Annotated in this window: 10 protein-coding genes; 6 read left to right on the forward strand and 4 right to left on the reverse strand. The window is 59.3% G+C overall.

Translation table 11 applies throughout. The annotated features are described in order from the left end of the window. Positions 1 to 26: 26 nt before the first annotated feature. Positions 27 to 1304 carry a lipid IV(A) 3-deoxy-D-manno-octulosonic acid transferase gene (gene waaA / locus BKD70_RS09720; protein WP_047273092.1) on the reverse strand — a complete coding sequence of 426 codons (1278 nt, stop codon included), beginning with the start codon at positions 1302 to 1304 and terminating at the stop codon, positions 27 to 29. Positions 1305 to 1451: 147 nt separating this feature from the next. On the opposite strand from waaA, the gene BKD70_RS09725 reads away from it, so the two are divergent. From BKD70_RS09725 to BKD70_RS09740, 4 genes are all read left to right on the forward strand, one after another. Continuing rightward, positions 1452 to 1784 carry a multidrug efflux SMR transporter gene (locus BKD70_RS09725; protein ID WP_047273091.1) on the forward strand — a complete coding sequence of 111 codons (333 nt, stop codon included), beginning with the start codon at positions 1452 to 1454 and terminating at the stop codon, positions 1782 to 1784. A gap of 106 nt (positions 1785 to 1890) precedes the next feature. Further along, entirely contained in the window at positions 1891 to 3066 is a 1176-nt protein-coding gene (locus BKD70_RS09730; protein ID WP_047273090.1) for an FAD-binding oxidoreductase, read from the forward strand. Next, positions 3063 to 3875 carry an aldo/keto reductase gene (locus BKD70_RS09735; protein WP_047273089.1) on the forward strand — a complete coding sequence of 271 codons (813 nt, stop codon included), beginning with the start codon at positions 3063 to 3065 and terminating at the stop codon, positions 3873 to 3875. The genes BKD70_RS09730 and BKD70_RS09735 overlap by 4 nt, the downstream gene beginning before the upstream one ends. Before the next feature lie 41 nt (positions 3876 to 3916). Next, positions 3917 to 4885, forward strand: coding sequence for a hypothetical protein (locus BKD70_RS09740; protein WP_047273088.1), 969 nt, complete (start codon positions 3917 to 3919; stop codon positions 4883 to 4885). A gap of 47 nt (positions 4886 to 4932) precedes the next feature. Here BKD70_RS09740 and hldE read toward each other — a convergent pair whose 3' ends face one another. Then, positions 4933 to 6354 (reverse strand): bifunctional D-glycero-beta-D-manno-heptose-7-phosphate kinase/D-glycero-beta-D-manno-heptose 1-phosphate adenylyltransferase HldE, encoded by a 1422-nt coding sequence (gene hldE, locus BKD70_RS09745; RefSeq protein ID WP_047273087.1) that lies wholly within the window; start codon positions 6352 to 6354, stop codon positions 4933 to 4935. A 170-nt stretch (positions 6355 to 6524) separates the two neighbouring features. Then, entirely contained in the window at positions 6525 to 8333 is a 1809-nt protein-coding gene (gene msbA, locus BKD70_RS09750) for a lipid A export permease/ATP-binding protein MsbA (RefSeq protein WP_047273086.1), read from the reverse strand. A gap of 157 nt (positions 8334 to 8490) precedes the next feature. Here msbA and BKD70_RS09755 point away from each other — a divergent pair, with 157 nt between their 5' ends. Both BKD70_RS09755 and BKD70_RS09760 read left to right on the forward strand, forming a co-directional pair. Beyond that, positions 8491 to 10359, forward strand: coding sequence for a bifunctional O-antigen ligase/aminoglycoside phosphotransferase family protein (locus BKD70_RS09755; RefSeq protein ID WP_169859519.1), 1869 nt, complete (start codon positions 8491 to 8493; stop codon positions 10357 to 10359). 2 nt (positions 10360 to 10361) lie between these two features. Next, entirely contained in the window at positions 10362 to 11591 is a 1230-nt protein-coding gene (locus BKD70_RS09760; protein ID WP_169835837.1) for an acyltransferase, read from the forward strand. Here the strand turns inward: BKD70_RS09760 and BKD70_RS09765 are convergent. Further along, a complete protein-coding gene (locus BKD70_RS09765; RefSeq protein ID WP_047273083.1) occupies positions 11588 to 12208 on the reverse strand; it encodes a CatB-related O-acetyltransferase in 621 nt (206 codons plus the stop codon). The genes BKD70_RS09760 and BKD70_RS09765 overlap by 4 nt on opposite strands.

Consider the following 12208-nt stretch of genomic DNA (forward strand, 5'->3'; position numbering starts at 1 on the left):
GGTTCATCACGCGAGACCTGGGTGGCTTAGCGCGCCAGCAAGCGCGCCAATCCATCCAGCAAGCGCTGCAAAGCGCCTTGATTGGCCAGCATCACGTTCAGGCCAGCTTGTGCCATATGCTGCGCATCTTGAGGCAGCTCGAACAAACGCTGAACGGCAACGGCCAACCCCTGGGCATCCTCCACTTCTTCAAGCGCACCGGCGTTGCGCAGCAGCGCAGCGATTTCCAGAAAGTTGAACAGATGCGGACCACTGAGCACCGGCTTGGCCAGCGCGGCGGGTTCCAGCAGGTTGTGCCCGCCGTTGGGCACCAGACTGCCGCCAACGAACGCGCTGTCAGCCAGCGCGTACAAAAACAGTAACTCGCCCATGGTGTCCCCGAGCAGCACGTGCGTGTGCGGGCCGACCGGGGCGGCCGTAGAGCGGCGCACCGTATCGAAACCTTCACGCTGGCACAGCTCGAACACGCTGTTGAAGCGCTCGGGGTGACGCGGGACAAGTATCAGCAACGCATCGGGATAGTGGCTGAGCAATTGTCGATGGGCCGCCAGTATGATTTCGTCCTCGCCTTCATGGGTGCTGGCCGCAATCCACACCGGGCGCTCTTGCGCTTGCCATTGCTCACGCAACGCCCGCGCCGCGGTGAGCAGTTGCGGGTCGATGGTCAGGTCGAATTTGATCGAACCGGTCACTTGCACACACTCGGGACGCGCGCCCAACTGACGGAAGCGCTCGGCTTCGGCTTCGGTCTGCACCGCGATCAAGCTCATTTCTTCGAGCATGGGCCGGGTGAGTTTGGCGAAACGCGCATAGCCTTTGGCCGAACGGGCCGAGAGCCGGGCATTGGCCAGCGCCACGGGGATCCCGCGCTTGGCGCACTGGTGGATGTGGTTGGGCCACAGCTCGGTTTCCATGATGACGGCCAGTTTGGGCTGCACCCGCGCCAAAAAGCGCGCCGCTGCCCACGGCAAGTCGTAAGGCAAATAACAATGCTGAATACGCGGTTCATCGGCAAACAGGGCCTCGATCCGCTGTGAACCCGTGGGCGTCATGCAGGTCACAGTGATCGGCATCTGTGGATAACGTGTGAGCAGCGCCCGAATCATGGGCGCGGCAGCAATACTTTCGCCCACTGACACGGCATGCACCCAGATCCCGCCCGGCTGCATCACGGGCAGGTTCAGGGCGAAGCGTTCACCGATGCGTTTGGCGTAAGCGGGCGCCTTGCGTGCCCGCAGCCACAAGCGAATCGCTACCAGCGGCAGCCCCAGATGAAACAGCAAGGTGTACAGGGTTCTATTCATGGGCGCGGAGTTTACTTGAAAACGACATCCACGATGATGGCACCGAACAGGGCCCGCGCAAGATGCAATAAAAAACCGCTACACACTTTTACAATCACTAGAATGCCGTGCTGTTAAATTGCTGCGCCCCTCATTCAGGACTCCAACATGAACGCTTACTACTACTTGGCCATCGCCATTTGCGCCGAAGTGATTGCCACCGTATCGATGAAAGCGATCAAAGGTTTTAGCACGCCCTTGCCCCTTGTCCTGGTGATTGCCGGTTACGCCACGGCGTTCTGGATGCTGACGCTGGTGGTGCGCACCATTCCGGTCGGGGTGGCCTACGCTGTGTGGGCGGGCATGGGGATCGTGATGGTGAGCGTTGCCGCACTGTTTATCTACGGACAGAAACTCGACGTGCCGGCCATGCTGGGCATGGCGCTGATTGTGCTGGGCGTGGTGGTGATTCAGCTGTTTTCCAAAACCGCCGGTCATTAACCCGCTGCACGCCGTGGCGTTGAAGCCCGGCGTCGCAGGGTTAGCCTGATAGGGGCGCGATCAGGATGTATACTCCCGGCCTTGTCTTTGAACGCTGAGGTCGCCCATGCCATCTGTAATTTCCACCGACGTATTGATTGTCGGCGCTGGTGTCGCCGGCCTCTGGCTCAATGCCCGCCTGCGTAAACAGGGCTTTTCGACGATTGTGGTCGAGCGCGAGAGCCTGGGTGGCGGCCAAAGTGTGAAGTCTCAAGGCATCATCCATGGTGGCGCCAAGTACGCGCTGCACGGCGCACTGACCGGCGCCTCCGAAGCCATTGCCGACATGCCGCGCCGCTGGCGCGAAGCGCTGGCCGGTGACGGCGAACTGGACTTAAGCGGCGTTCGTATCCTGTCCCAGGCCCATTACCTGTGGTCACCGGGCACACTGGCGGGCAACCTCACCAGCTTCTTCGCCAGCAAGGCCGTCCGGGGCCGTGTCGATCAGGTCAAGGGCGAGCAATTGCCGCCTGCCCTCCAAGACCCGCGTTTCAAGGGCAAGGTGTACCGCCTGGCCGAGCTGGTGGTCGACGTGCCGAGCCTGATTGAACGACTGGCCAACCTCGCAGGGGATGGTTTGCTCGCAGGCCAATCCATCGAGCCACTCTTTGATAACAATGAGTGGGTAGGCTTGCGGGTCGACGGGCGTGACATCCACGCGCAACGCATTGTATTCAGCGCCGGGGCCGGTAATGCCGAGCTACTGGCCAGTGCAGGCATCAGTGTTCCCGCGCAACAGTTACGGCCTTTGCACATGGTGCTGGTCAAGGGGCCTAGCCTCAAACCGCTGTACGCGCACTGCCTGGGCGGCGGTCCCAAGCCGCGCATTACCGTGACCACCCACCCGGCGGCCAATGGCGAGTGGGTGTGGTATCTGGGGGGCGATATTGCCGAGGCCGACGGGGTGGCCCGCGAACCGGCCGAGCAAATCGCCGTGGCGCAAAAAGAGCTGAGCAACCTGCTGCCGTGGGTCGACCTGAGCCAGGCGCAATGGGCCACATTGCGGGTCAACCGTGCTGAACCCGCGCAATCGGGTCTGGTGCGCCCGGACAACGCCTTTCTGTCCGATCAGGGCCGCTTGCTGGTGGGCTGGCCCACCAAACTGGCGCTGGCACCGGATTTCTCGGACCGCGTGCTGCAAGCCCTGGAGCAGGACGGCATCAAACCGGGTCATGTCCCTGCCCTGCCTGAGCTGCCACGCCCGCCACTGGGCCAGACACCCTGGGAGCAACTGCTGCCATGAGCCAACCTACCTTGCACGACCTGCATCGCCCGCTGGGCAGTACCGGCCTGTCGGTGTCCCCGCTGGGGCTGGGCACCGTCAAGCTGGGCCGTGACCAAGGGGTGAAATACCCCAGCGGTTTTCAGATCCCGGATGATGACGAAGCACGCATGCTGCTCAAGCTCGCGCGCGATCTGGGGATCAACCTGATCGACACCGCGCCGGCCTATGGCCGCAGTGAGGAACGCCTCGGGCCGCTGTTGCGCGGGCAGCGTCATGAATGGGTGATCGTCAGCAAGGTCGGTGAAGAATTCGTCAACGGCCAGTCCAGCCATGACTTCAGCGCCGCCCACACCCGACAGTCCGTGGAGCGCAGCCTTCAGCGTTTAGAAACAGACGTCATCGATCTGGTGCTGGTGCACTCCGATGGCAATGATCTGGCCATTCTTAATGAGGGCGAGGTCTATGAAACGCTCGCTGAACTCAAGCGCGAAGGTAAGATCCGGGGCTTCGGCCTGTCAGGAAAAACCGTTGAAGGCGGGCTGAAAGCCCTGCAAACCGGCGATTGCGCCATGGTCACGTACAACCTGAATGAGCAGGCCGAAAAGCCGGTCATCGATTACGCGGCGGCGCATGGCAAGGCCATTCTGGTCAAAAAAGCGCTGGCCAGCGGCCACGTCTGCTTAAGCCCGGGGGTTGACCCGGTGCGGGCCAGCTTCGAACTGGTGTTTGGCCATCATGGGGTTGCCAGTGCTATTGTCGGCACCATCAATCCTTTGCACCTGGCCCACAACGTGGCAACGGTAGCGCAGGTGTTGCGCACACCCTGATGCCGCCGACGCGGCCGACCCCGACGCAAGAAGGAGCCGACATGCCGCGTTCACTTATCCGCAAGAATCCCAGCGACTTCAAAACCCTGGCTCTGTTTGTCGAGGCCACTGCCGAAGGCCTGAGTTACCAAAGCGTCGGCATGCCGCTCAATTTTGCGCAAACCCTGCAAAAGCGCCGACAGGTCGACGTGGCCGATACCGGGCGCTTCGGGCTGGAGCTGGCGAATCTGGGCGTGTCCGTACGCCTGACGCTGCAATGGCAGGGCCGCGATTACTGGGTATTGGTGCGCCAGCGGCGTCAGGATCGTGGCGATGTGGTGCTCAAGCTGATCTCCGGCTACGTCCCGGCCCATGAGATGAATCTGCCGCTGCACACCGCCATTCAGGAAGTGGCCGAAGAATGCCTGCTGGAAACCCCCGAAGGCTGGCTCGGCGGACGCTTCAACGAGACCTGGCTGCCAGCCCCCTACATCAGCGCGCTGCATTACCGCGAAGCCCTGCCCTTTCGCCTGACGCCCAACTCGGGCGCGGCGCGTCCCGTGCGCTGTGGCAGCCAGCCCCTGCTGGAACGTCCGCGGGCCTACGTGCATTTACCGACGGCATCGCTGCAACTGGTCTATGACTTGCGCCTGGAAGTGCCCAAAGAAGCCAAATCCCTGAGCCTGTTTCATGTGGACGAACGGCTCGAAGGTGATCAACTGGTGGCGCGCCTTGATCGCAAACGGCCTGATTTGTACCTGATCCCGCTGACCGATGGCCAGCCGTGTGCCGAGCTGTACACCCTGAACAAAGACAAATTGCACGCGGCAAGTACCCGTGGCCTGCATCTGGCAGAAAGTTTTGCGGTTCAGGAAGGCTGGGTGGTGCGCGAAGAGCGGATTCGCTGGAAGGACTGGCTCAAACAGCAGGGCTTGAGCGAACCGGACAAAGAGTCGAGGCTCAAACGCTTGACCGGTAAGGCCAGGCAAATATTCAGAAAAGTGGTGAAACGCAAAAACACCTCAACCTGACCCTTCTCCCATAAGGGAAGGGTCAGATCGGGGCAGGCCCGCACACCTTACTGGCCGCGGATTTTCTCGACGATGGCGGTGGTCGAGCTGTTCTCGACCAGCCCCAGCACTTTCACCGTGCCGCCGTAGGCCGACACAATGTCAGCGCCGACTACCTGATCGATGCCGTAGTCGCCACCTTTGACCAGCACGTCAGGCTTGACCTGAGCCAGCAGGTTTTCAGGAGTGCCTTCAGGGAAGCTGATGACCCAGTCCACCGCGCCCAGCCCGGCCAGTACCGCCATGCGGCGGTCAACGCTATTGATTGGACGGCCCGAGCCTTTGAGACGGCTCACCGAGGCATCATCGTTGACCGCGACGATCAAGCGATCGCCCTGGGCACGGGCCTGTTCCAGATACGTGACATGACCGGCGTGCAGGATGTCGAAGCAGCCATTGGTGAACACGATTTTCTCGTTGTGGGCACGTGCATCGTCAATAGCCAGCAGCAGTTGCTCCAGGCTCAACACACCCCGCTCGGACCCTTCTTCGCGCTGGATGGCGCGACGCAGTTCCGGCGCGCTGATGGCTGCCGTACCGAGTTTGCCCACCACAATGCCAGCAGCCAGATTGGCCAGCGCAACGGCGTGGGGCAGTTCTTCACCCGCGGCGATCGCGGCAGCCAAGGTAGAAATGACCGTGTCGCCTGCACCGGTCACGTCAAACACTTCACGGGCCCGGGCTGGCAAGTGCATGGCCGGGAAGCCCGGACGCAGCAGGGTCATGCCGTGCTCGCCACGGGTTACCAGCAGCGCACCGAGGTCGAGATCGGCCATCAGGCGGGCGCCCTTGGCGACCAGATCGGCCTCATCGGTGCAGCCGCCCACAATGGTTTCGAACTCGCTGAGGTTAGGCGTGATCAGGCTGGCGCCACGGTACACCGAGAAGTCTTTGCCCTTGGGGTCAGCCAGCACCGGAATGCCTTTGGCGCGAGCGGCCTGGATCAGCACTTGATGGTTTTTCAACGCGCCTTTGCCGTAATCCGACAGCACCAGCACCTTGATGCCTTCGAGCAAGTTGTCGACTTCAGCCCCCAAGGCCAGTGCATCCGTGGCGAAGGGTTCTTCAAAGTCGATGCGCAGCAATTGCTGGTGACGGCTCATGACCCGCAGCTTGACGATGGTCGGCTGATGGGCAATACGCTGAAACAGAGCGCGTACGCCTGCACCTTGCAGGCTATTGGCCAGACTGTCGGCGGCTTCATCATCGCCCGTCACGCCCACCAGTGAAGCAGGTGCACCCAATGCAGCGATGTTGAGCGCAACGTTGGCAGCGCCGCCCGGGCGGTCTTCGATTTGCTCGACTTTGACAACCGGTACTGGCGCTTCAGGGGAAATCCGTGAGGTTCCGCCATGCCAATAACGGTCGAGCATGACATCGCCTACCACCAAGACAGGGGCTTGATCGAATCGCGGCATGGACAACTTCATGGAGAACCCACATACAAAATGAACAGGGGCGCGATATTAACACAGGGTGAACGCTGGTCAGTTCACGGTATTTATCGCGGGGAATGAGAATCAGACGAGGCTTACATTACCCGTATCGACCTACACACGGGCAAACGCGGGAGAGGGGCAGGCCCGTCTCCCGCGCAGGGTCAGGCGATATCGCCCGAGGTCAGGGGCGCATCCAGTCCCATGGAATGCAGGCGCGCGTAATAACCGTTTTGCGCCAGCAGTTCGGTATGGGTGCCGCGCTCAACGATCTGGCCCTGATCCATGACCAGAATCAGGTCAGCCTTTTCGATGGTCGAAAGACGGTGCGCAATCACCAACGTGGTGCGCCCTTCCATGACGTGATCGAGTGCCGCCTGAATATGGCGCTCGGACTCAGTGTCCAGGGCCGAGGTCGCTTCATCCAGAATCAGCAACGGCGCGTTTTTCAACAAGGCCCGCGCGATTGCCAGACGCTGGCGCTGACCACCGGAGAGCAGCACGCCATTTTCACCGACCTGTGTGTCGAGGCCTTGGGGCAGTTGCTCGATGAAGTCCATGGCATAAGCGTCGCGCGCGGCTTTTTCGATATCGGCACGCGGTGCGCCGGCCAAGTCGCCATAGGCAATGTTATTGGCGACCGTGTCACTGAACAGGGTCACGTGCTGAGTCACCTGCGCGATATGACGGCGCAGGTTGAGCAAGCGGTACTGCTCGATTTCGATGCCGTCGAGCAGGATTTCACCCGAGTTGTGATGGTAGAAACGCGGAATCAGGTTGGCCAGCGTCGACTTGCCGCTGCCCGAGCGCCCGACCAACGCCACCATCTGGCCCGGCTCGGCCGTGAACGTGACGTCCTTGAGCACCTGACGATCCGTGTCCGGGTAGGTGAAGTTCAGGTGACGGACGTCGAGACGACCGCTGACGTGATCACGCTCCACCGTACCGGTGTCCACTTCCGGTTTTTCGTCCAGTTGCTCGAAGATGCTTTCAGCGCCCGCCACACCCTTCTGGATGGTGGAGCTGACTTCGGACAGTTGGCGAATCGGCTTGGGCAACAGGCCCGCCAGAGTGATGTAGGCAATCATGTCGCCCGCCGAGGCGTCGCCGCGCATGTACAGCACCAGAAACATCAGGATGCCCATGGCCACGTAGATCACCAATTGCAGCATCGGCGTGTAGATGGCCCCGGTACGGGTCATGCGCAGTTGTTTGTCGGTGTTGCTCTGGCTGGCCTTCAGGAAGCGTTGTTGCTCGTACTTCTCGCCGCCGAAGCTGCGCACCACGCGGTAACCCTGGATGGTTTCGGACGCCACGTGCGTCACGTCGCCCATCGCCACCTGAATCTTCTTGCTCTGTTTGCGGAATTTTTTACTGGCCGTGCTGACCATGACCGCGATCAGCGGCAGGATGGCGATCATCACCAGCGTCAGGCGCCAGTTCATCCACAGCAACGACGCAAACAGGAACACCACGGTCATGCCTTCACGGATGACGACCTTGATCGCATCGGTGGCCGCACCGGTGACCATGGTCACGTTGAAGGTGATGCGCGAGATCAAGTGCCCCGAGTTGTGTTTGTCGAAGTACCGGTTAGGCAGCACCAGCAGGTTGTTGAACAACTGGACCCGCAGATCGTGGACCAGGCCCAACGAAACCTTGGCCAGGAAGTAGTTACCCAGGAACGAGCCAAAACCTTGCCACGCCGCGATCAGGACGATCAGCAGCGGGACCGCCTGCAGCAGGCGCAAGTCTCGCAAGTAGGGAACCGAGGGGAACAACACCGCATCCGGATTGGACAGGCCATCCACGAAGTACTTGAGGATGTAGCCCAGCATCGGCTGGGTAGAAGCAAAGATAAGGAAGCCGATGATGCTCAGCAGAAACAGACCGATATAAGGCCGGACATAACTGAGGAGGCGCAGATAGATCTTCAAGCTCGATTCGCTTGAGCTGGGGCTGGATTCGGTCATATCACGCGACAGTTGTGAAAAAAGGTTGCTGACTTTATCACAGCTTCTCTGGTGTACTGCCAGCCGGTTGGGACAAGGTCTCACAGGACGCCTAAAACGACATTAAATGGCCATTACGTTAATATGGTCATCCAAAACCTGGAATGAACCTTTCAGCATGCAATTCAGTTACTTGAGCTACTCAAAACATCGGATGTTCGATTTCATTTGCCTGTGGCTTTTGCCGGTCGGGCTTTTTTTGCTTCTATCTGATTTGTATTTTGTGCCCGACCGCAGCATCCACCACAAACTGTATTACGGTTTGTTCAGTATTCCGACACTGATTGCCCTTCTCTTGCGACCGCGCGAGATGAAAACCTTGCTTCAAGAGCCCTTGATCCTGGGCATGCTCGCGTTTATCGCCTGGGCAATGATCACCCTGATCTGGAGCCCGACCGATAACAGTCCGCTCGGCCTGCTGAAGCCTCCGCTGCATATCCTGATGCTGTTTTTGGGGTGCTCGCTGCTGGTCAAATACCGCAGCGAAAGCCTGCAACCCGTGTTCTTCGGCGCCGCCGTCGTTGCGCTGGTGATGACCGTTTACAACTTGTATGTGTTTGCCGGCATCTATTCACCGGAAGCGCGGATGGTGGGCACTGGTGCCTTCGACAACCCGCTCCTCAGTTCCCATGCGTTTGGTTTCTTTTGCATTTACTGGCTGACCCTCGGCATGACCAGCAAGCGCCAAGCCATTGTTCTGGCTGCGGCCCCCGCGTGCCTCATCATGTTTGCCGCGCTGCTGGCCACAGGCTCCAGAACACCGCTGGTCGCGGTGGTGTTGAGCATGATCTGGCTCAGTTTCATTTGCTGGAATCGCCGCTCGCTGGCCTTGATGGGCATGCTCATCGCTGGCGCTGTCGTGGTTTTTGCGCTGTTCTCCGAGATGATTTTCAGCCGTGGCAGTTCGTTTCGCTTTGAATTGTGGGGCATGGCGCTTGAACTGATCGGGCAAAAGCCTTTCTTCGGCCATGGTTATGAAGCTCCACTGGCGCTGGAACTCGAAAACTCCGGCTATTTCCTCAGCGAACCACACAACTTTGCATTGGGCGTTCTTTACTACGTCGGCATTGTTGGCCTTATCCCATGGGCGTTCATGCAACTGTGGGGCCTGTACAACAGCTGGCGCCACCGCGTAAATCCCCTGTTCATTCTGGCTTCCGCCTGGCTGGTGTACGGCATTGGCGCCGCGCTGACTGAAGGCGGGGGCATCCTGCCGCGGCCAAAAGAACACTGGTACCTGCTATGGATTCCCTTGGCACTGATCGCGGCATTAAGCGTGGGCCAGCGGCTCAAGGCCGTTCTCGATCGACCGGTCAAGTGCCTGAACAAAGCCGATTTCAAGGCTCTTGAAGTCAATGCCAAGGTAATTGAAGAAGACGGCCTGGGGCCAAAAGTCCTTCGACTGGAAAACGGCAATTTCCTGAAACTCTTCCGCGAGCGCCGCTGCTATACCTCCGGCAGTTTCAATCCTTATTCACAGCGCTTTGCCGTCAATAGCGAGCGCCTGCAAGCACTGGGCATTACCGCACCCGCCATTCTGGACCTGTATGTCTTTGCCGACGGCAGCAGCGGCGTGCTGTATCAGCCATTGCCTGGCCAAACGTTGCGACAAGTGATGCAGTCAATGGGCTCCGGCGCGATGCGACAGGCGCTGGTGGAGCGCTTCGGCAAGTTTCTGGCGTTGCTGCACGAACAAGGCGTTTACTTCCGTTCACTGCATCTGGGCAACGTCTTACTGATGGACGACGGTGAGTTTGGCCTGATCGACATTGCCGACCTGCACCTGTACCCGTCGCCCTTGAGGCTTGCTTTACGCCAACGCAACCTGCGCCACATGCAGCGTTACCCCGAAGACCGCCGCTGGCTGTTCGAAGAGCAGCTGCAAGCGTTGCTCGATGGCTATGCCAGCCTTGCGCCGGAAATTGCCGTTGGCCGTTTGAGGCGCCAGATTGAACAACTGGGCCAGACTGGGAGCACCGTCAGTTGAGCCTGGGGAGCAACAACCCGTTATGGGCCGTGATTGCTTACGCACTGGCGATTACCACTTCAGCGTTGTTGCTCCGCTATTTCCCGCGTATCCGGGGAAGCCTTGAGCATGTCGGCGAAAACCGTTTTTCTAGTGTGGATGGACTGCGCGGGTATTTGGCGTTCGGGGTGTTTATCCATCACGTCGCCATTACGTGGGTCTATTTGCACACGGGTGAGATAAACGTCCCGCCGAGCAACTTTTATACGCAGATTGGCCTGGCCAGCGTCGCACTGTTCTTTATGATTACCGGTTTCCTGTTTTGGGGACGCCTGCTCAAACATGGGCGCCACCACGACTGGCTGGCGTTCGCCGTGTCGAGGGTATTCCGGCTTTATCCGCTTTACCTGCCGCTATTGGCACTGGTGATTTTCAGCGTTCTCTACATTCAGGATTGGGAGCTGAAAGACTCGCCTGGCGAGGTGGTACGGCAAGTTTTGGCATGGCTCGTATTCGACCGTCCAGATATCAATCAGTACCCGCAGACGGGGATGCTGATCTCCAACGTCACCTGGACACTCAACTATGAGGTGTTCTTTTACATGGCACTGCCGCTGTTCGGCGCAGTGTTCCTGTACCGAAAACACTGGATTCAGGTGGTGGCGTGCCTGATCGGCATCTATACCCTGTATCAAGTGATTGGCTGGGAACACTCGCTGAAGAAGCACATCCTGATGAGCTTTCTGGGTGGCATAGCGGCTGCCTACTGGGTGCGCAACCCTGAGCGGATGGCGTGGGGACAGACCCCGAAAGCAGGCTGGATTGCGTTATTGGCGCTGGCCATTGAGCTCCTGCTGTTTCGTAAAAGTTTCGCCATTTTCCCGCTGATGCTACTGACCGTTTTTTTTACGATTGTGGCCTCGGGCAACACACTCTTCGGTGCACTGAGACTGCGCAGTATCCGCTGGATGGGAGAAATCAGTTACAGCACCTACTTGCTGCATGGCTTCGTCATCTGGCTGTTGATGCAACGCTTGCCACTGGCGCTGCCATTCGACACCAAGGAGCCCTTAGTTTTCCTGACTCTCACAGCCTTCAGCAGCTGTCTGTTGATAGCAGTCAGCAGCTTGACGTTTTTGTTGATTGAGAAGCCGGGCATTAACGCTGGCAAGCGTTTCTTGTCTTGGCTGCGCAGAAATTCGCCAGTCAATGGCCCCGTCAAATCGGCCTCTGAAACCCACAACGCAGACTAAACGCTGCGTTGTCTCGCATAAACCAGAAAACCGTCAATGTCGTCACTGCACAACGCACCGACCACTTGCTCGATCTCCGGTAATGGCCAGTCCCACCAGGCACTTTGCAGCAACGCGAGACGCTGCTCTTGCGGGAAGCGCCAGCGCAAAAAGCGCGCCGGATTACCGCCGACAACGGCATAAGGTTCTACATCGCGAGTCACCAGCGCACCGGCTGCCACAATAGCGCCATGCCCGATGGTCACCCCCGACAATAAGGTGCTGTTAGAGCATAACCACACATCATTGCCGACCACGACATCGCCACGGGTACCGTTGTAATCAGCAATATGTTGCGCCGATTTGAGCATGGCCGGAAACGGGAACGTGGTGACCCAATCAGCACGATGATGCCCGCCCAAAAAAATGTTAACCCCCTCGGCGATCGAGCAAAAAGCCCCGATGCGCAAGGTTGAACCTTCCTTCCAGTCGTGCACCTGCGGCAGCCCGTAGCTGCCATAGCCGATGGCGTAATCCGGATACTGTTGCTTGAAACGCGCTACACCGCGCTCAATTTTTGGCAGTTTTCGAATAGCGCGCTTGGCACGCTTTTCCCGATAACGCTCCAGCCATCCCAT

The sequence above is a fragment of the Pseudomonas sp. BS-2016 genome, assembly GCF_001806145.1.
GTDB classification, from domain to species: Bacteria; Pseudomonadota; Gammaproteobacteria; order Pseudomonadales; family Pseudomonadaceae; genus Aquipseudomonas; species Aquipseudomonas lundensis.

Excerpts from the sequence above, each read along its gene's own strand:
- BKD70_RS09725 (WP_047273091.1), top strand. The coding sequence starts at position 1,452 with ATGAACGCTTACTACTACTTGGCCATCGCCATTTGCGCCGAAGTGATT.
- BKD70_RS09755 (WP_169859519.1), top strand. The coding sequence starts at position 8,491 with ATGCAATTCAGTTACTTGAGCTACTCAAAACATCGGATGTTCGATTTC.
- BKD70_RS09730 (WP_047273090.1), top strand. The coding sequence starts at position 1,891 with ATGCCATCTGTAATTTCCACCGACGTATTGATTGTCGGCGCTGGTGTC.
- BKD70_RS09735 (WP_047273089.1), top strand. The coding sequence starts at position 3,063 with ATGAGCCAACCTACCTTGCACGACCTGCATCGCCCGCTGGGCAGTACC.
- hldE (WP_047273087.1), bottom strand. The coding sequence starts at position 6,354 with ATGAAGTTGTCCATGCCGCGATTCGATCAAGCCCCTGTCTTGGTGGTA.
- BKD70_RS09765 (WP_047273083.1), bottom strand. The coding sequence starts at position 12,208 with ATGGGATGGCTGGAGCGTTATCGGGAAAAGCGTGCCAAGCGCGCTATT.
- BKD70_RS09740 (WP_047273088.1), top strand. The coding sequence starts at position 3,917 with ATGCCGCGTTCACTTATCCGCAAGAATCCCAGCGACTTCAAAACCCTG.
- msbA (WP_047273086.1), bottom strand. The coding sequence starts at position 8,333 with ATGACCGAATCCAGCCCCAGCTCAAGCGAATCGAGCTTGAAGATCTAT.
- waaA (WP_047273092.1), bottom strand. The coding sequence starts at position 1,304 with ATGAATAGAACCCTGTACACCTTGCTGTTTCATCTGGGGCTGCCGCTG.